This window comes from Nonomuraea guangzhouensis, assembly GCF_019396345.1.
GTDB lineage: Bacteria > Actinomycetota > Actinomycetes > Streptosporangiales > Streptosporangiaceae > Nonomuraea > Nonomuraea guangzhouensis.
In genome coordinates, this window is sequence record NZ_JAHKRM010000013.1 from 153,973 (window position 1) to 171,524 (window position 17,552).

19 protein-coding genes are annotated in these 17,552 nt (G+C 70.8%); 10 read left to right on the plus strand and 9 right to left on the minus strand.

Annotated features, from left to right (window positions below):
• The first annotated feature begins 111 nt into the window (after positions 1-111).
• Positions 112-705, plus strand: coding sequence for a DUF1707 and DUF4870 domain-containing protein (locus KME78_RS27015; RefSeq protein ID WP_246651926.1), 594 nt, complete (start codon positions 112-114; stop codon positions 703-705).
• Positions 706-812: 107 nt separating this feature from the next.
• Positions 813-1,145, plus strand: coding sequence for a putative quinol monooxygenase (locus KME78_RS27020; protein ID WP_219532157.1), 333 nt, complete (start codon positions 813-815; stop codon positions 1,143-1,145).
• Between the two features lie 14 nt (positions 1,146-1,159).
• Here the strand turns inward: KME78_RS27020 and KME78_RS27025 are convergent, their stop codons facing one another.
• Positions 1,160-1,993 (minus strand): NAD(P)H-binding protein, encoded by an 834-nt coding sequence (locus KME78_RS27025; RefSeq protein ID WP_219532158.1) that lies wholly within the window; start codon positions 1,991-1,993, stop codon positions 1,160-1,162.
• Positions 1,994-2,014: 21 nt separating this feature from the next.
• Complete coding sequence (locus KME78_RS27030) at positions 2,015-2,419, minus strand: hypothetical protein (protein ID WP_219532159.1); 405 nt, start codon at positions 2,417-2,419, stop codon at positions 2,015-2,017.
• Positions 2,420-2,556: 137 nt separating this feature from the next.
• Between KME78_RS27030 and KME78_RS67325 the strand changes: the two genes are divergently transcribed.
• Positions 2,557-4,419: a sensor histidine kinase gene (locus tag KME78_RS67325; RefSeq protein WP_219532160.1), complete on the plus strand. Its 1,863-nt coding sequence runs from the start codon at positions 2,557-2,559 to the stop codon at positions 4,417-4,419.
• On the opposite strand, the gene KME78_RS27040 is transcribed toward KME78_RS67325, so the two are convergent.
• The 5 genes from KME78_RS27040 to KME78_RS27060 form a co-directional block, all read right to left on the minus strand.
• Positions 4,345-4,950 (minus strand): response regulator transcription factor, encoded by a 606-nt coding sequence (locus KME78_RS27040; RefSeq protein ID WP_219532161.1) that lies wholly within the window; start codon positions 4,948-4,950, stop codon positions 4,345-4,347. The two genes, KME78_RS67325 and KME78_RS27040, sit on opposite strands and share 75 nt — an antisense overlap.
• 50 nt (positions 4,951-5,000) lie before the next feature.
• Positions 5,001-6,260, minus strand: a complete 1,260-nt coding sequence (locus KME78_RS27045) for an MFS transporter (protein ID WP_219532162.1) — start codon at positions 6,258-6,260, stop codon at positions 5,001-5,003.
• Between the two features lie 158 nt (positions 6,261-6,418).
• A complete protein-coding gene (locus KME78_RS27050; protein ID WP_219532163.1) occupies positions 6,419-7,102 on the minus strand; it encodes a septal ring lytic transglycosylase RlpA family protein in 684 nt (227 codons plus the stop codon).
• Between the two features lie 316 nt (positions 7,103-7,418).
• A complete protein-coding gene (locus tag KME78_RS27055) occupies positions 7,419-8,945 on the minus strand; it encodes an ATP-dependent DNA ligase (RefSeq protein WP_219532164.1) in 1,527 nt (508 codons plus the stop codon).
• 111 nt (positions 8,946-9,056) lie between these two features.
• Positions 9,057-9,431 carry an FKBP-type peptidyl-prolyl cis-trans isomerase gene (locus tag KME78_RS27060; RefSeq protein ID WP_219532165.1) on the minus strand — a complete coding sequence of 125 codons (375 nt, stop codon included), beginning with the start codon at positions 9,429-9,431 and terminating at the stop codon, positions 9,057-9,059.
• Positions 9,432-9,508: 77 nt separating this feature from the next.
• Between KME78_RS27060 and KME78_RS27065 the strand changes: the two genes are divergently transcribed.
• On the plus strand, positions 9,509-10,264 hold the full coding sequence (locus tag KME78_RS27065) for an SDR family NAD(P)-dependent oxidoreductase (RefSeq protein WP_219532166.1): 756 nt from the start codon (positions 9,509-9,511) through the stop codon (positions 10,262-10,264).
• Between the two features lie 9 nt (positions 10,265-10,273).
• Here the strand turns inward: KME78_RS27065 and KME78_RS27070 are convergent, their stop codons facing one another.
• Positions 10,274-11,713, minus strand: a complete 1,440-nt coding sequence (locus KME78_RS27070; protein WP_219532167.1) for a GuaB1 family IMP dehydrogenase-related protein — start codon at positions 11,711-11,713, stop codon at positions 10,274-10,276.
• A 95-nt stretch (positions 11,714-11,808) separates the two neighbouring features.
• Between KME78_RS27070 and KME78_RS27075 the strand changes: the two genes are divergently transcribed.
• Positions 11,809-12,264, plus strand: a complete 456-nt coding sequence (locus tag KME78_RS27075) for a GyrI-like domain-containing protein (protein WP_219532168.1) — start codon at positions 11,809-11,811, stop codon at positions 12,262-12,264.
• 43 nt (positions 12,265-12,307) lie between these two features.
• Here KME78_RS27075 and KME78_RS27080 read toward each other — a convergent pair whose 3' ends face one another.
• Positions 12,308-12,832: a TetR/AcrR family transcriptional regulator gene (locus KME78_RS27080; protein WP_219532169.1), complete on the minus strand. Its 525-nt coding sequence runs from the start codon at positions 12,830-12,832 to the stop codon at positions 12,308-12,310.
• 91 nt (positions 12,833-12,923) lie between these two features.
• Between KME78_RS27080 and KME78_RS27085 the strand changes: the two genes are divergently transcribed.
• The 5 genes from KME78_RS27085 to KME78_RS27105 are packed head-to-tail and all read left to right on the plus strand — an operon-like array spanning position 12,924 to position 17,532.
• Positions 12,924-14,141 carry an FAD-dependent monooxygenase gene (locus KME78_RS27085; protein ID WP_219532170.1) on the plus strand — a complete coding sequence of 406 codons (1,218 nt, stop codon included), beginning with the start codon at positions 12,924-12,926 and terminating at the stop codon, positions 14,139-14,141.
• Between the two features lie 35 nt (positions 14,142-14,176).
• Positions 14,177-15,373: a glycosyltransferase gene (locus KME78_RS27090; RefSeq protein WP_308127148.1), complete on the plus strand. Its 1,197-nt coding sequence runs from the start codon at positions 14,177-14,179 to the stop codon at positions 15,371-15,373.
• 11 nt (positions 15,374-15,384) lie between these two features.
• Positions 15,385-16,089 carry a hypothetical protein gene (locus tag KME78_RS27095; RefSeq protein WP_219532171.1) on the plus strand — a complete coding sequence of 235 codons (705 nt, stop codon included), beginning with the start codon at positions 15,385-15,387 and terminating at the stop codon, positions 16,087-16,089.
• Positions 16,090-16,108: 19 nt separating this feature from the next.
• A complete protein-coding gene (locus tag KME78_RS27100) occupies positions 16,109-16,453 on the plus strand; it encodes a hypothetical protein (RefSeq protein ID WP_219532172.1) in 345 nt (114 codons plus the stop codon).
• Positions 16,453-17,532, plus strand: coding sequence for a glycosyltransferase family 4 protein (locus tag KME78_RS27105; protein WP_246651927.1), 1,080 nt, complete (start codon positions 16,453-16,455; stop codon positions 17,530-17,532). Before KME78_RS27100 ends, KME78_RS27105 begins: the two co-directional genes overlap by 1 nt.
• The last annotated feature ends 20 nt before the right edge of the window (positions 17,533-17,552 follow it).

Below are 17,552 nucleotides of genomic sequence, written 5' to 3' on the forward strand. Positions count from 1 at the left end.
CGGCCGCGCGCGTCGGGGTGATCTAGGGGACACATCGGGGATTCTCCGGATGGCCACGATGACGTGCGGCGGTTCAGTATGGATGGTGACTGCCCGATTCTAAGGAGAGGCATGGCTGTTATGGCTGGGGTACCCAGACCCCCGGGCCCGGGACAGGTGCCGCCCGCTCATCTGCGCGTCACCAACCAGGACCGTGAGCACGTGGTCGAGCACGTCCAGGCCGCGTACGCGGAGGGCCGGTTCGACAAGCTCGAGTTCGACGACCGGTTGGAACGCGCGATGACCGCGCGTACGCACGGTGACCTGATGCCCATCATGACGGAGCTGTACGGCGCGAGCGCCGTCCCCAGGATCCGGCCGATGCCCGCGCCGGTTCGGCCGGAGGCGCCGACGGAGAGCAACGAACGGCTCGGGGCTTCGGCGGCTCATCTGCTGACGCTGGTGGGGTTCCCGATCGTCGGTCCGTTGATTCTGCTGCTGACGGGCGGCAAGACGTCGCCGTACATCCGACGGCACGCGATGGAGGCGCTGAACTTCCAGCTCACCGTGCTGGGGGCGACGTTCCTGCTGCCGTTCACCGTGATCGGGATAGTGCTCCTCCCGGTCATCTGGGTGGCGGCGGTTGTTCTGTCCATCGCCGGTGGCATTTCGGCGCTTTCGGAGAATCCGTTCCGCTATCCCATGACGATTCGCCTGGTGAAGTAGCAGGGAGTTGCGGGCTCGTGCCGCCGGCTGACGTCAATGCTTGCTTTGACGTCAGCCGACCGCACGAGCTTCTGCGTTTCTCGGCCTCGACCTGGAAGAATGGTCTCATGATCTTCATCACCGCGAAGTTCCGCGTCCTGCCCGAGCACGCCGACCGGTTCCCCGAGATAGCCGGCGAATTCACCCAGGCGACCCGTGACGAGCCTGGTTGCCTGTGGTTCGACTGGTCGCGCAGTCTGGCGGATCCGGCCGAGTACGTGCTGGTCGAGGCGTTCCGCGATGGCGAGGCCGGGGCGGCGCACGTCCAGTCGGAGCACTTCAGGAAGGCTCAGCAGACCCTGCCGCCCTACCTCGCCGAGACGCCGCGCATCGTGAACGCGACCGTGCCTCAGGACGACTGGTCCCTCCTCGGCGAGATGGCCGTGCCCGAACGGGACTGACCGCCGGATCGTGCTCAGCGGAAGGCTTCGGCGTGTGCCTCCGCCCACTGTTCGAAGGTGCGGGGCGGGTGGCCGGTCACCTCTCGCACGGTCGGCAGGACCTGCGACTCATCGAGCGTGCCGTCGACGTAGAAGCTGAAGAAGGCGTCGACGTACTCGACCGGCATGCTCGCCTCCATCTCAGCCCGAGCCTCCTCATCGGACAGTCCCTCGCAGCGCAGGTCCCTGCCCAGCACCTTGGCCAGCACGGCGATCTGGTCCGCGGGCCGCAGCGAGTCCGGGCCGGTCAGCTCGTAGATCCGGCCCTCATGCCCATCGCCGGTCAGCGCCAGGGCCGCGACCGCCGCGATGTCGGCGGGGTCGATGGCGGCGGCCGCCACCCCGGCGAACGGTACGCGTACCAGGTCACCGGTCCGAAGCTGCGGCAGCCAGCGCAGCGCGTTGGACATGAACGCCCGGGGCCGCAGGAACGTCCAGGGCACACCCGACTCCCGCGCGGCGCTCTCGGAGAGCGCCATGTACCGGGAGACCGCATTGCTCATGTCCGCGTTCGCGGCCGAGCCCCCTGACAGCAGCACAACCCGTTGCACCCCTGCTCGGCGTATGTGGGCCAGCAGACCGGGCATGTCCGCGTAACCCGGCAGCAAGAAGACTCCCCGCACATCGGTCAGGGCATCGGCCAGGCTGTCGGGCTGGTTCAGGTCGCCGGTGACGGGCTGGACGCCGGTGGGCAGTGTGACGGCCCCCGGGTCGCGTACCAGCGCGCGTACCCGCTGCCCGGCCTGGGCCAGAGTGGCCACCAGGGGTGAGCCGATATTGCCGGTGGCGCCGGTCACTAAGATCATCATGTCTCCCATCAGGTCATAGGTCTATGCGGCACCGATGAGGCCGACGGCCAGGGTGATCAGCGCGACGGCGAGGAGCAGGCCCCCGATTCTCGTGACCATCGTGCCGGACGAACGGGCGCCCTGCGCGCCGACGGCCAGATGCAGGAAGAACCCACCCGACTGCGCCAGCACCCCCGCCAGCAGGACCCCGCCGGCCAGCCACTCCAGGCCGGCGGAGAAACCGGCGCGGGGCAGGTAGAGCAGGTAGACCAGGGACAGCAGCAGCAACACCCCGGCGTGCGCGTGGCCGGCACGGAAGAACCGCTCGCGGAACTCGCCCAGCTTCTCGTGATCGGTGGTGATGAAGCGCAGCAGCGCGTGCCCGCCGAACTCGACCGTGACCAGCGACACGATCGCGATGACCGGCAGAATCTCGGTGGGTTCCATCAGCGTGTGCCCAATTCTTGTCGCGACGATCATGTGGGTGATTTCCCACGCAAAGGGTGACAGTGGCCGGGAAGGTGCCGATAGTGTCCCTGTAACCAGGCGGGTATGCATTTTGCATGGTTCATCGGGAGAGCTGAGTGGCGCGGACCGCTGACGACCTCCCGCTGCGGCTCGCCGGCGGCATGCTGTGGGCGTCGTTCGGCATTCTGGTCTACATCCGCACGATGAGCGGGGTGTGGCGCGACGCCACCCCGCTCGCGTTGCTGCTGACGATGGCGTCGTATCCGCCGCTGATCGCGATCCTGGCGCGACGCTGGCGCCCGGCCGTCCGGCACGGGCTGCTGTCGGCGCTGGTGCTGCTCTACCTGCTGCCCTTCCTCGTGGTCGGGACGGGGTGGGACTGGATGCCGTGGACGGTGGCGGCCGGCGTGCTGTGCGTGCTCCCGGCGCGACCGGCGTGGCCGCTGTTCGCCCTTGTCCTGGCCGCCACCGGTACGGCGGCCGCTCTGCTCGGATACGGGGTCTACGACTCGATCTGGTTCATGATCGTCACGGCGGACGACGGTCTCATCGTGTTCAGCCTGGCCGCGCTCCTCGGTACGGCGCGGCGGCTGCACGACACCCGGGGAGAACTGGCCCGCCTGGCGCTGGTCAGGGAACGCCTGCGGCTGGACGGCGAGCTGCGGAACGTCCTGGGCGGGAAGCTGCGGGCGATCGCGTTCCGGATGCGGAAAGCGGCTCGGGAAGAGCCGGTGGACGCCCGGCATGACATCCGCGAGGGTGTCGGGCTCGCCCGGCGGACCTTGGCGGAGGTGCGGGCGACCGCCGGCGCCTACCGTGCCACCACGATCGCCGAGCCCCCGGCGCGGATCGAGTCACCACGGTTGGCGCGGTTCGTCCTGCTCGCGGTGCTGCTCATCCAGTGCGTGCTCGTGCTGATCAACCTCTACTACGTGGACGAGGCCGGTCCGACGACGCTGGCCTGGGCGCTGCTCGGGCTCATCGGGATCGTGATCCTGCAGGTCCTGCCGCAGAACCGGGCCACGTTCGTCCTGCAGGGCCTGCTGTTCCTGCTTCCCCTCGCGGCCATCCCCGGCTCCTGGGACCGCGTGCTGAGCTTCTTCACCGGCAAGGTCCTGCTCACCGTACGACCGCCTCGATCGTGGGCGCTCGCCGGTGTCGTCCTGGCCGGGCACCTGGCCTGGCTCCTGTACGAGGCCGCCACGCGCGGCTATCCCCTCCCGAACGTGCTCGCCTCCTTCGGCGGTCATGTCATGCTCGCCTGGCTGGTGTACAGCCTGGGGCGCCTCACCGGGCTGATCACCGTACTGGACCGGGCCCGGCACGAGCTCGCCCAGGCCGCGGTACGGCGGGAACGGACCCGGGTCGCGCGCGACCTGCACGACGTACTCGGTTTCAGCCTGTCGGCGGTCGCGCTCAAGGGCGAGCTGGCCGAACGGCTGCTGGAGACGGACCCCGACCGGGCCAGGACCGAGCTCGCCGCGCTCGTGGCGCTGGTCGAACGAGCGCTGGTGGAGCTGGAGTCCATCGCCGGCGACCGGGTCGAACTGCGGCTGGCGGCCGAGCTCGACGCGGCGCGTGAGGTGCTGACGGCCGCCGGAATCGAGGCGGCGGCACAGGTCGAGACGGGCCCTCTGCCGGCCGAGGTGGACACGGCGGTGGCCACCGCGCTCCGCGAGACCGTCACCAACGTCCTGCGGCACAGCCAGGCCCGGACCTGCGAGATGACCATCTCCGGCACTGACGGTCTCGTACGGTTGCGCGTGGTCAACGACGGCTCCCTCACGGAGACGGAGCCGGGGCGGCACGGGTCCGGGCTCGGCAGCATCGCGCAGCGCACCGGCGGGCGATTGGCGGTGGCGCGTCACCCCGGGGGAAGGTTCGAGGTGATCGCCGAGTTCGGTTCAGATCCAGCCGGACTCGGTGGCGATCCGGATGGCGTCCACCCGGTTGCGGGCTCCCAGCTTGGTGACGGCTGAGGCGAGGTAGTTGCGGATCGTGCCGTAGGTCAGGAAGAGCCGCTCGGCGATCTCGGCGGGCTGGGCCCCGCTCGCCGACATGCGCAGCACCTCGGTCTCCCGCTGGGAGAGCGGGCTCTCCGGCGCCTCCAACGCCCCCAAGGCCAGAGCCGGGTCCACCACCCGGCCACCGGCGGCCACGGTCCTGATCGCCGCGGCCAGTTCGGCCGGGCGGATATCTTTCGGGACGAATCCAGCCACCCGCGCGCCGAGTGCCCTGCGCAGGGTGCCCGGCTTGGTCAGCGCCGTCAAGATCAGGACGCGGCAATCGGGCAGCAGCTCGCGTAGCTCGGCAGCCGCGGAGATGCCGTCGAGTCCTGGCAGGTCGATGTCGATCACGGCCACGTCGGGCCGGTGCTCCAGCGCGGCCGGCACGATCTCCAGACCCGAGGCGACCCCCGCGACCACCGTGAGGTCGTCCTCGAGCGACAGCAACTCGACCAGCGCTTCGCGAAGGATGTGCATGTCCTCCGCGAGCAGAATCCGAATCACGCCATTCCCCCTTGGTGCGTCGGAAGTGTAGTTGCTCGGCGAGGGCCACCTCACTCACCGGGTTCGGGCAGACGGAGCGCGTACAGGAGCCACACCAGGGCGAAGCCGACGGCGAGCACGCCGAGCAGCCGGGTGGCCCCGGTCATGCCCAACGCGACGGTCAGCGGAGCCACCGCCAGCGACGACACCCCTTGCAACCCCGACGACAGCCCGAACGCCGTGACCATCACCCGCCCGCGGATGTGGTCGGGGCTGGCCAGTTGCAGCCCGTTGATGGCCAGGATCGCGCAGGCGCCCACCCCGAGGTGACCGGCCATGGCGGCGGGTATGCCCGTCCACAGGCTGCCGGCCTGGGCCAGGGCGAGGTAGCCCAGCCCGAACACCGCGAGAGCGCCGCCCGGCACCAGCAGCCGCCGCCGCGACCACGGCCCGGTCAGCGGTGACGTGCCGATCAGTCGCCGGCCCAGGAACGGCCCGAGCACGGAGCCGACCCCCTGCGCCAGGTACAGGACGCCGATTCCGGCGTCGGTGGCGCCGAACCGTTCGAGCGCGTAGACGGGCAGGAGACCGACGATGCCGTAACACAGGCGCAGCGCCGCCGTCAGCCAGAGCAGGGCCGACACGGTAGGGGTGTCACGGATGAAGCGCCACAGTTCGGAAGTGTCGGTACGTACGCGCATGCGGCGGGTCACCGGGCCGGTGGAGAACGGGCGGCGGATGCGGGCGATGAGGACGGCGGACGCGGCGAAGGAGACGGCGTCGATCAGCAGGGTGGCCGTGCTGCCCCAGGCGGCCGTGACCAGCCCGCCGAGCCCGGCGCCGAGCAGCAGGCTGGAGGAGTAGAGGCTGCCGAGCGTGGCCTGCGCGAGGGGCAGCCGGTCGGGGGCGACGAGGTGGGGCAGGACGACCTCGGGGATCGGGCTCGACACCGCGGCCGACACCGACAGCACGGCCAGCGAGACCAGCGCCAGGGGGACCGAGCCCAGGTGGAAGGCGGCCAGCAGGCCCGCGAGGGGGACGATGGCGGCGAGATCGCAGACGATGCGCAGGCGGCGGCGGTCCAGGCGGTCGGTCAGCGAGCCGATGAGCGGCATCAGCAGGATGCCGGGCAGCGACTCGACGGCGAACAGCAGAGCCGTCAGCCCGGCCGAGCCGGTCCGGTGATAGACGAAGGCGTTCAGGGCGACGAAGGTGAACCAGTCGCCGGTCAGGCTGAGGGCCGAGGCGAGGAAGAGCCGGCGGAAGTCGGGGTTGCCGCGCAGCAGGGCGAGCAGCGCGATTCCGGGCAGGCGGGAAGGGACGGATGACACCTGGTGACTCCAAGCAGCCGAGCCGTCCGACCGGGAAGGCCGGACGGGCGAAGGGGGGATCGCTTCGCGGGATGCCCGGCGGGTCTGGCGCCGGGCGGCTGCTGATCAGTCACACAGGTGATGCATGAGTGGAGGTTAACGCACTGCGGGACTCGGCGTCAGGAGCGGCCCAGGACCTCGTACTTGACCGTCATGACGCCGGCGCCCGTGTCGCCGATGGCGGAGAAGGCGGCCGAGGAGAGGTCGAGGCAGCGACCGCCCACGTACGGACCGCGGTCGTTGATGCGGACCGTGACCGAATCGCCGTTCGCCGGGTTGGTGACGCGGACCCTGCTGCCCAGCGGGAGCGTCTTGTGGGCGGCGGTCATGGCGGACGGGTCGAAGCGTTCGCCGCTGGCGGTCATCTGCCCTTCGTCGTAGTAGGAGGCGCCGCAGGTGCCCGAACTGATGACGCGGGTCTTCGGCTTGGCGGCCTCGGTCTTCGCCTTGCGGACGGGCACGGTCTTCGCTTCGTCGGCCGGCTTGGTCTTCGGCTGGGCCGCCGCGGCCTTGGGGAGGGCCGTGGTCTTGGGTTCGGACGGCTTGGGGGTGGCCGACTTGGTGCTGGGCTTGTTCGGCTGGGGGGTTGTGGACGGGGGGTCCGACCTCGTGTACGTGGGGGACGGCGCGACGTCCAGTGCCGCGGCGGTCTTGGGGGCGTCGTCGTTGGCGACGGCGGCCCAGGCGGTGGTCGAGGCGGCGGCTACGACGGCCGCGCCGGCCGCGACGGTGACCCAACGGCGCTTGTTCGGAGCCTGACGCTCCGGGTTCGGACGGCTCGGCTTGGCGGAGTGCTGGCCCAAGGTAAACCACAGTCCTAGCTAGGGGACAGGACAGGGAAAGGCCAGGTCGGGGGCTGATCGGGGGTGCGCGTCGGCCAATCCCACACGCAGGGCGGGTGCCCCGCGAACGTGGACGAACATATGCGACAAACAGCAAGTAAAGACAACTTAATGGGACGTTCAGTGATATATCTCACTTTGGTCACAAGTTTGCCAGAACGCTGAGCGTACGCCGGGGATCTTGGGACATCCGGAGAACGCGGACTGTGTCACCTTGGGGGTAGGTTGACGGCACTTTCGGGCATGCCGAACTAACCGGTCGTACTGGAAGCCGTACTCAGAACATGAGCGAGCGGACCGTCTCCACCGTGTCCGCGTCCACCGCCCGCTTGTCGGGCCGGTAACGCAGCACCCGCGCGAACCGCAGCGCCATCCCCCCGGGGTAGCGCGGCGACCGCTGCACCCCGTCGAAGGCGATCTCCACCACCAGCTCGGGACGGAGCTTGACCGTCCACTCGTCGGCCGGCCCCTCGGCCAGCTCCAGGAAGCGTTCGGTCTGCCAGGTGAGCAGCTCGTCGGTCAGGCCCTTGAAGGTCTTGCCCAGCATCACGAACCCGCCGCTCTCCGGGTCACGGGCGCCGAGGTGCAGGTTGGACAGCTTGCCTTCGCGGCGGCCATGGCCCCATTCGGCCGCGAGCACGACGAGATCGAGCGTGTGACGTGGCTTGACCTTGATCCACCCGGCCCCCCGGCGGCCGGCCGCGTAGGGGGAGGCCAGCGACTTGACGACCAGACCCTCGTGGCCGGCCTTGATCACGTCGGTGAAGTACTTCTCCGCCTCCGAGACGTCACCCGTGACGATCCGCGGCGTGAGCAGGCCGGGTATGACGGTCTCGGCGAGGAGCTCCTGGCGCAGGGAGTAGGGCAGGTCGAGCAGGTCGGTCCCGTTGACCCGCAGCGCGTCGAAGAAGAACACGCTCAGCGGCGTCCGCTCCCGCAGCCGCGGCACGTCGGTCTTGCTCGACGCCCGGCTCGCCGTCACCTGGAACGGGTGCGGCCGCCCGTCGGGCCGCAGCGCGATCACCTCGCCGTCGAGCACGAGGTCGTCGGAGGCCAGGCCGAGCACCGCCTCCACGAGCTCGGGCACCTGGGCGGTGATGTCGTCGAGCGTGCGGGTGAACACCCGGACCTGGTCGCCGGAGCGGTGCGCCTGCACGCGTACGCCGTCGAGCTTCCACTCCAGCGCGGCCGGCGCGCCCGCCTTCTCCAGCGCGGCGGCGATGTTGGGCGCGCTGCCGGCCAGCATCGGCGAGACCGCCCGGCCCACCTCCAGCTTGAACGCGCGCAGCGCCTCAACCCCACCGGCCAGCGCTGCCGCGCCCACGGCCGGCAGCCAGCCGCGCAGCGTCAGCGCCCGCCGCACGTCGGCGGACGGCGCGCCCGACGCCTTGGCGATCGCCTCGATCATCACCCCGTCGAGGGCGCCCTGACGCAGCTCGCCGCCGAGCAGCCTGAGCATGAACGCCTGCTCCTGGGTGGTCAGCCCGGCGAACAGCTGGGTGACCAGCGTCCTGCGCGCCGCCTGCGAACCCTGGCCGGAGACCGACTTGATCCTCGACAGCAGCGCGTCGACGTCGGTGAGGGTGGCGGTGGCGGCCAGCTTGGCGGGGGGCAGGTCCTGCAGGGTCCGCCAGCCCACGCCCACCTGGCGCTGCGGCAGCTCGCCCGACAGGTAGGAGATGGCGATCTCCGCCTCATCGGCGCCGACCCGGCCGAGCAGCTCCGCCAGATGGCCGATCTTGCCGAGCCGGGCAGACGTGCGTGTCACCGCCTCAGAAACCCGCACCACGTCGATCAACAACACATGCCCTATGTTGCCGTACTTCGCCGACAATTCCGCCGTGCGCAGACCAGCATTTTGTCCGGTGTTGGGCCCCCGAAGGGACGGGGCGGGCCTGGGGCCCGCCCCGGCGTGTTAACGGACGGCCAGGAGGTCGACGACGAAGATGAGCGTCTCATTCGGCTTGATGCGGGCGCCGGCGCCGCTACTGCCGTAGCCGAGGTGCGGCGGGATGACCAGCTTGCGGCGGCCGCCCACCTTCATGCCGGCCACGCCCTGGTCCCAGCCGGCGATGACGCGCCCGCCGCCGAGCGGGAAGTCGAACGCGCTGCCGCGGTTCCACGACGCGTCGAACTCCTCGCCGGTCGAGAACGCGACGCCCACGTAGTGGACGCTGACGCTCTGGCCGGGCTTGGCCTCGGGGCCGTCACCCACGACGATGTCGGTGATCTCCAGGTCGGCGGGCGGGTTGCCCCCGGGGAAGTCGATTTCCGGCTTCTCGAGTGCCACGAATTGCTCCTGTTGACGAGAATTGGCGATCAGAATGAACCCGACGACTCTATGCGGTCGGGATAAGGTCAGCGTTCATGGCCGCCCTTTCTCCTGATGCGATCCTGCTCACCGGGCGCGTCGCCGTCATCACCGGGGCGGCCCGGGGGATCGGGCGGGCGATCGCGGAGACGTTCGCGGCATTCGGGGCTCTGGTCGCGATCTGCGACCGGGACAAGCCGTCCTACGGCGGCGAGTTCGCGATGACGCTGGACGTACGGGATCCGGTCGCCGTCGAGGTGTTCGCGCAGGCGGTGCGGGAGCGGTGGGGGCGGGTCGACGTGCTGGTGAACAACGCGGGCGGGACGTTCCACGCCGCGTTCGCCGACACCACGGTCCGCGGCGAGCGGACCCTGATCGAGGAGAACTTCACGCAGGTCACCGGCATGATCCGGCGGCTGCTGCCGATGATGGGGGCCGGGGCCTCGATCATCAACGTGACCTCCAGCGAAGCGCATCAGGCGGCGCCGGGGTTCGCGGTCTACGCCGCCATGAAGGCGGGGGTGGAGAGCCTGACGAAGTCGCTCGCGCTGGAGTTCGCGCCCCTGGGCATCAGGGTGAACGCGATCGCGCCCGACGGGCTGCCCACCGACGGCGAGACCGAGGTGCGGGAGCGGATGGTGGACGGGCCCTTCGAGCCGGTACGGCTGCCGCCGCTCGGGCACCTCGGGGAGCCGGCCGACGCGGCGGGCGCGGCGGTGTTCCTGGCCAGCGATCTGGCCAGGTTCGTGACCGGCACGACGGTGCACGTCGACGGCGGGATCCACGCGGCGGGCGGCTGGCGCCGCACCTGAGGCTCCGCGCTACCAGCTCTGGTGGAGCGGCATGCCCTCGGTGTAGCCGGAGGCGCTCTGGATGCCGACCACGGCGCGCTCGTGGAGCTCCTCCAGGTTCGCCGCCCCCGCGTACGTGCACGACGACCGCAACCCGGCCACGATCGCGTCGATCTGGTCCTCCACGCTCGGCCGCCGCGGATCCAGGTACATGCGCGAGGTCGAGATCCCCTCCTCGAACAGCGACTTCCTGGCCCGATCGAACGCGCTGTCCTCCGCCGTGCGCAGCCGCACGGCCCGCGCCGACGCCATGCCGAAGTTCTCCTTGTACCTGCGCCCGTCGGCGTCGGTACGCGCGTCGCCGGGAGACTCGTACGTCCCGGCGAACCAGGAGCCGATCATCACGTTCGCCGCGCCCGCCGCCAGGGCGAGCGCCACGTCACGCGGGTGCCGGACGCCGCCGTCGGCCCACACGTGCCGGCCCAGCCGGCGCGCCTCCGCCGAGCATTCGAGCACGGCCGAGAACTGCGGCCGCCCCACCCCGGTCATCATCCGCGTCGTGCACATGGCGCCGGGGCCGACGCCCACCTTGAGGATGTCCGCGCCCGCGTCCACCAGGTCACGCACGCCCTCGGCGGTCACCACGTTGCCCGCCGCCACCGGCACGCCCGGGTCGAGCGCCCGGACCGCGCGCAGGGCGGAGACCATCTTCTCCTGGTGCCCGTGCGCGGTGTCGACCACCAGGCAGTCGATCCCGGCATCGAGCAGCTCCTTGGCCTTGGCCGCGACGTCGCCGTTCACGCCGACGGCGGCCGCGATGCGCAGCCGGCCCGCGGCGTCGAGCGCGGGCTGGTAGAGCGTGGCGCGCAGGGCGCCCGTCCGGGTCAGGATGCCGACCAGGCGGCCTTCGGCGTCGACGATGGGCGCCAGGCGGTGGCGGCCCCCGTGCAGCCGGTCGAAGGCCGCGCGCGGCTCCAGCCCGGTCGGCAGCGTCAGCAGCTCGCTGGACATCACCTGCGAGAGCTGCGTGTACATGTCGACGCCCTGGCAGTCGGCCTCGGTGACCACGCCGACCGGCCGGTTGTCCCAGTCGACGACGATGACCGCGCCGTGGGCGCGTTTGGGCAGCAGTTGCATGGCCTCGCCGACGGTGTCGTGCGGGGTCAGCGTGAGCGGCGTGTCGTGGACCAGGTCGCGTTTCTTGACCCAGTCGACGACCTCCGCCACGACGTCGATGGGAATGTCCTGCGGGATCACGGTGATGCCGCCCCGGCGGGCGATGGTCTCGGCCATGCGCCGGCCGGCGACCGCGGTCATGTTGGCGACGACGATGGGGATGGTGGTGCCCGTGCCGTCGTTCGTCGAGAGGTCGACCGCGAGCCGGGAACCGACCGAGGAACGCGACGGGACCATGAACACGTCGCTGTACGTCAAGTCGTATTGCGGCGCGAGGCCGTTAAGGAACTTCACGTTCGTCCATCTTATGCGGTGACTCCCTAACGAGGGGTTTCCCCTGTCTCGTGGCCATATGATCGGCCAGGAAACTGAGGGGGGATGGAGGGCCTGTGGAGGTCACTGAGAGAAACGAGCTGACAGTCGTCGGTATCGCGGTACGTACGTCTAACGCCGACGAGATCGACCCCGCCAGGGCGAAGCTGCCCGTGCTGTGGCAACGAGCGGGCGCCCCCGGGGCGTTCGCGCACGTCCCGGGACGCGTCGACGAGAACCTTTACGCGGTCCTGACCGATTACGAGAGCGACCAGCACGGCGCCTACACGCAGATCGTCGGCATCGGCGTCCGGACGGTGCCCAGGCTGCCCGAGGGCATGGTCGCCGTACGCGTGCCCGCGGGCACGGCCCTGCGGGTGGAGGCGCGCGGCCAGATGCCGCAGGCGATCGTCGAGGCCTGGCAGCAGGTGTGGAAGCACACCGAGTCGGGCGGCACGCCCCCACGGGCGTTCACGACGGACCTCGAGGTGCACCACCGTGGTGGCGCCGACCTCTACGTCGCCGTCTACTAGCCGTTCCCCGAGCCCGAGCCCCGATCGGGCTCGGGTCAAGGGCTCATAGGCCGAGCGCGGCGGCGGCGGCGTCGACCGCCGCCGGTTTGACCTCGTCGAGGGGCAGGTGGGCGTACTCCACCGAACAGTCGGACATCCCGCCGATCGCCACGGTCGCGTGGATGTGCCGGGCGGGGGCGGGGTCCGGGCCGAGCAGCAGCGTGATGAGCCGCCGCCGCCAGTCGAACATGCGCTCACCCAGGTCGAGATAGCCCAGCGTGGACATCTCCCGCACGATCATGACGGTGACGTCGCGGTGCCGCCAGAGCATGTCGAAGTAGTCTTCGAGCAGCTCGCGCGCGTCACCGGACCCGCGCGTGGCCACGAACCGCTCCATGTCCTCGACCAGCGGCTGGATGATGCTCCTGACCAGCTCGTCGCGTGAGGCGAAGTGGTAGTAGAGGGCGGGCTTGGTGATGCCCAGCCGGTCGGAGATCTGCCGCAGGCTGGTGTTCTGCACTCCCTGCTCGACGAACAACTCGCGCGCCACCGCCTGGATGCGCGCCTTGGTGTCACTGGGCCTCGCCATGGTCCAAGACTATCCCTTACCTATCGTTAAGTAAGCCCTTGCGCCCGTCGATCCGGCTCGCTTACCATCCGTTAAGTAAGGAGGTGCCACCATGCAGATCCTGATCTCCGGCGCGAGCGTCGCCGGACCTGCCCTGGCGTACTGGCTCAACAGGTACGGCTTCGACGTGACCGTCGTGGAGCGCGCCCCGTCGCTCCGCAAGACGGGTGGGCACGCGATCGACCTGTTCAGGCCCGCGATGGACATCGTCGAGAAGATGGGCCTGATCGACCCGATCCTGGCCAGGAAGACCGGCACGAACTGGCTCACCATGTACCGCGAGGGCGCGGAGGGAGCCGTGGAGGTCGACCTGCGGCGCGTGTTCACGGCCGTGTCGGACCGGCACGTCGAGATCATGCGCGACGACCTCAGCGAGATCTTCTACGACGCCACCCGCGACGACGTCGAGTACGTCTTCGACGACTCCATCACCGCCATCGGCGAGGACGGCACGGTGACGTTCGAGCGCGGCGCGGACCGGCGGTTCGACCTGGTCGTCGGCGCCGACGGGCTGCACTCGAACGTGCGCGGCCTGGTCTTCGGCCCGGAGTCGAGCTTCTCCACCTGGATCGGCGCCTACCTGGCCGTCTTCTCGGTGCCCAACTACCTCGGCCTCGACGGCCGTATGGAGGGCTTGTCCGGCATCGGGCGGGTGGCCGGGATGTACGGCGCGGCGCACCTGGCCGACGCGCGTGCGTTGTTCCTGTTCAGGACGCCGGAGCAGCTCCAGTACCACCACCGCGACGTCGCCCGGCAGAAGGAACTGCTGCGCGAGCGGTTCGCGGGCATGGACTGGGAGGTCCCCCGGCTCCTGGCGGAGCTGGACCGCACCCCGGCCTTCTACTTCGACTCCATCACCCAACTACGCCTGGACACCTGGTCGCGCGGCCGGGTGACGCTGGTCGGCGACGCGGGCTACTGCCCGGGGCCCGCCGTGGGCGGCAGCACCAGCCTGGCCGTCGTCGGGGCGTACATCCTGGCCGGCGAGCTGGCCGCCGCGCACGGTGACCATGAGCGCGCCTTCCCCGCCTACGAGGCCGAGATCGGCGAGTACGTACGGCGCAGCCGCGCGTTCGCGGTCGGGGCGGCCAAGCGGATCGTGCCCGGCACCCGGTTCGACCTGTGGGCCCTCACCCAGGCCGCGCGACTGATCGGCCACGTGCCGGTCGCGGTGAGCAGGGCCGTGACCAAGCTCGGCAGCAAGGGCATACGGCTGCACGACTCGATCGCGTTGAAGGACTACTCGGCGTACGAGAGCGTGCGCCAGTAGATATCCGGCGGGAAGCCGCGAATAGACTGCGCGCCGTGCGTGCCGCCTATTTCGCCTTCGACCGGTTCCCTTCGAGCAAGGGGTCGGCGGTGCACATCGGGCAGATGGCGGCCGAACTGTTCGACCGGTTCGGCGGCGGGCTCCTGGGGGTGCTGGGCGGGGGCGGGCTGCCGCGCTACCAGCGAGAGGGTGACGTCGAGATCGCCAGGTTCGACGAGCAGATCCCCAACCTGATCGACCGGGCCGAGGCGTACTCGCACTGGGTCGCCCGCCATCTCGCGCCGCACCTGGACACGCTGGAGCTGGTCCACGTGCGTGACCCGTGGAGCGCGCTGCCGGTGCTCGGCCACCGGCACAAGGTGGTGTACGAGGTGAACGGGCTGCCGTCCATCGAGCTGCCGCACACCTGGCCGCAGGCGGCGCCCGCCACGGTGGCCAAGTTGCGGCGGCTGGAGACGCACTGCCTGGAACGGGCGGACGCCGTTGTCGTGCCATCGAGCGTCATCGGCGACGCCATCCGCAGCATGGGGATAAATCCGGAAAAGGTGTTCCTCGTACCGAACGCCGCCGACCCTGTCACCCCGGCGCCGGGGTCGTCGTCGTCGCCGCCGACGACGACAACGACGGCGGCGGCGGCGACGGCCGGTGCGTCGGCGGTGTCGCGCGCCAGGCCGCCTGGCGCGCCGGAGCACTACATCATCTATGTGGGCGCCCTCCAGCGCTGGCAGGGTGTGGACGTGCTGCTGCGTGCCTTCGCCAGGCTGGCCGACCTGACCGACCTGCGCCTGGTCGTCTGCTCCTCCGTCCCGGAACGCCGCGCCAAACCGCTCCAACGCCTCGCCGACCGCCTGGGCGTGGCCGAGCGGATCGTGTGGCGGTTCACGCTGCCCCACGACGAGGTGGCCGGCTGGCTGGCCGGCGCGGCCGTGTCCGCCGCCCCGCTCACCGCCTGCCCGCGCAACCTCGACCAGGGCTGCGCCCCGCTCAAGATCCTGGAGTCGATGGCCGCCGGCACGCCGGTCGTCGCCTCCGACCTGCCGGCCGTACGGGAGATCCTGGGGGACGACGGCCGGCTGGTCGCGCCCGACCGGCCCGCCGAGCTGGCCCGCGCGATCCGGATCCTCCTGGAGTACCCCGACCAGGCGCGGGCGATGGCGGCGCGGGCCGTCGGCAGGGTGCCCACCTGGGCCGATTCCCGGGCAAAGCTCGCCGAGGTCTACAACCGTGTGTAATGCTTCGCACCATGTTCTGGCGGAAGACGCGAGCGGCTATCGCCGGGTTCCACCCTCTGCACCAGGCCCTCATCTGGGAGCACACGCTGTCGGCCACGATGCCCAGGGCGGAGTGGGCGGCGCTGCTGAACAGCCTCGCCCGGCATGACGCGCTCGTCCGCAGGCGCAAGTGGCGGCTGCCCGCACGGACGGAGAGCGTGCTGGTCCCGCTGATCAGGGTGCTCTGCGAAGACGTCGGACGCGGCATGGTCGGCATCACCGCCGACCTGCGCGGCCACGGCGTCCCCGGCAAGACCGGGCCGCGCCAGGCCCTGCCCGTCGTACGGCCGGTGCGCCGGGCCGAACAGTGGTGGGTGACCGACGCGTGGCTCAGCGCCCGCTCGGAGCTGCGTGACGGCAGCGTGCTCACGCTGGCCGTCACCGACGTCGTCAGATACCGCCACATCGTCAAGGTCAACCCGCGTGGCAAGCGCAAGAGCAAGACCAAGACGAAGGGCGTACAACGGATCCGGACCAGCCGCTCGCTGGCCAAGGGCCAGACGCCGGTGCGGCCGGGCGGCCCGCCGCCGTGGTGGATCCAGGTGAAGGTCCGGCCGGGCGTCAAGACCGTGATCAGAGCCGCCGCCAAGGTGCCGCTGCCCGCCGACCGCGACCAGCTCGGGGTGATCATGACGGCGGCGACCGAGCCGTTCCGATGGACGAAGTCGTTCAGATGAAACAGAGGAGGCGGGCCGCGTGACCCCGTGCATGGTGAGCACCGGATTCTTCGTGCTCGGCCGCTGTGGCCGCGCGCCGGTGGCCGCCTGCGGCCAGTGCGGCAGACCGATCTGCGACCGGCATGTCGTTCCCGGCGGCGTCTGTCCCGAGTGCGCGGCCGCCCAGGGGTACAGCTCCCCGTACGACCCGCTGTGGACCAGTGGCTTCCGCCGCCACCACTACTACAGCACCTCGTCCACGTACTCGGACCCCGGCTGGTACGGCTCGTTCGACGACTACGACAGAGGCGCCTTCGACCCCGAGGACCAGGGCGACTTCGGTGACTTCGGCGACGGCGACGACCGCGACTTCGTGGACAGCTGATGCGGCTGCTGTGGCTCACCGAGCACTACCCGCCGAGCAGGGGCGGCATGGCCGAGTCCTGCGACCGGATCGTCAGGGGCCTGCGCGAGGCGGGCGTGGAGATCGACGTCGCGCATCTGACCAGGCGGGACCGGCCGTGGCAGATCGGCGGCGAGCGGGGCGGGCGGCTGCTCACCGTGCCGCTGGAGGACAATCCCGAGCACGCGCTGCGCCGGCTGTGGACGACGTTGCGCGGCGAGTCGTACACGCACGTGGTGGCGTTCGGCGGCACGTACGCGATGCTCGGCGCCCCGATCCTGGCCGCCTGGCTCGGTACCCCGCTGGTGACGCTGCTGCGTGGCAACGACTTCGACACCGGGGTGTTCTCGCTGCGCCGCAGGGGCGCCCTGCTCGACGCCTTACGCGCCTCGGCGACGGTGTGCGTGGTGGCCTCCGGGCACGCCCCGCTGGTGTCGGCGCTCGTTCCGGAGGCGCGGGTACGGTGGGTGGCCAACGGCATCGACACGTCGAGCTGGCAGATCCTGCCCTCCGAACGCGCGGCGGGCCTGGCCAGGCGGGCCGCCGCGGGCCGGCGCACGATCGGGCTCATCGGGCAGCTCAAGAACAAGAAGGGCGTCGGCTTCCTGCTCGACGCGCTGGCCGCCTCGGGGCACGCCGACCGGTTCCACCTGTTGCTCGTCGGGGAGCTGGAGGAGCACTTGGCCGTGCCCGCCGGGCACACGCGGCTGCCGTTCCTCGACCGCTACGAGCTGCCCGCGCTCTACGCCGCCTGCGACCTGGTCGCGCTGCCGTCCTTCTACGACGGGCTGCCGAACGTTGCCCTGGAGGCCGTGGCGCTCGGCGTCCCGCTGCTCGCCTCCGACGCGGGCGGGCTGGCCGACCTGGTCGACGACGAGATCGGCTTCCGCTTCGCAGCCGGAGACCCGCACGAGTGCCGGGCGGCGGTCGACCGGGCCGCGCGGGCCACGGACGAACAGCTCGCCAAGCTGGGCACGGCGGCGGCCGAGCGGGTACGCAGAGACTTCACGGTGGCCGCCGAGACGGAGGGCTACCTGCGGGTGTTCCGCGAGAGCGCATGATCGTCCGCTCGGCTCGACAG

What these genes read in the sequence shown, in the direction of transcription:
- KME78_RS27015 (WP_246651926.1), top strand. Translation starts at nt 112, where the DNA reads ATGGCTGTTATGGCTGGGGTACCCAGACCCCCGGGCCCGGGACAGGTG.
- KME78_RS27020 (WP_219532157.1), top strand. Translation starts at nt 813, where the DNA reads ATGATCTTCATCACCGCGAAGTTCCGCGTCCTGCCCGAGCACGCCGAC.
- KME78_RS27025 (WP_219532158.1), bottom strand. Translation starts at nt 1,993, where the DNA reads ATGATGATCTTAGTGACCGGCGCCACCGGCAATATCGGCTCACCCCTG.
- KME78_RS27030 (WP_219532159.1), bottom strand. Translation starts at nt 2,419, where the DNA reads ATGGAACCCACCGAGATTCTGCCGGTCATCGCGATCGTGTCGCTGGTC.
- KME78_RS27065 (WP_219532166.1), top strand. Translation starts at nt 9,509, where the DNA reads ATGGCCGCCCTTTCTCCTGATGCGATCCTGCTCACCGGGCGCGTCGCC.
- KME78_RS27080 (WP_219532169.1), bottom strand. Translation starts at nt 12,832, where the DNA reads ATGGCGAGGCCCAGTGACACCAAGGCGCGCATCCAGGCGGTGGCGCGC.
- KME78_RS27085 (WP_219532170.1), top strand. Translation starts at nt 12,924, where the DNA reads ATGCAGATCCTGATCTCCGGCGCGAGCGTCGCCGGACCTGCCCTGGCG.
- KME78_RS27095 (WP_219532171.1), top strand. Translation starts at nt 15,385, where the DNA reads ATGTTCTGGCGGAAGACGCGAGCGGCTATCGCCGGGTTCCACCCTCTG.
- KME78_RS27105 (WP_246651927.1), top strand. Translation starts at nt 16,453, where the DNA reads ATGCGGCTGCTGTGGCTCACCGAGCACTACCCGCCGAGCAGGGGCGGC.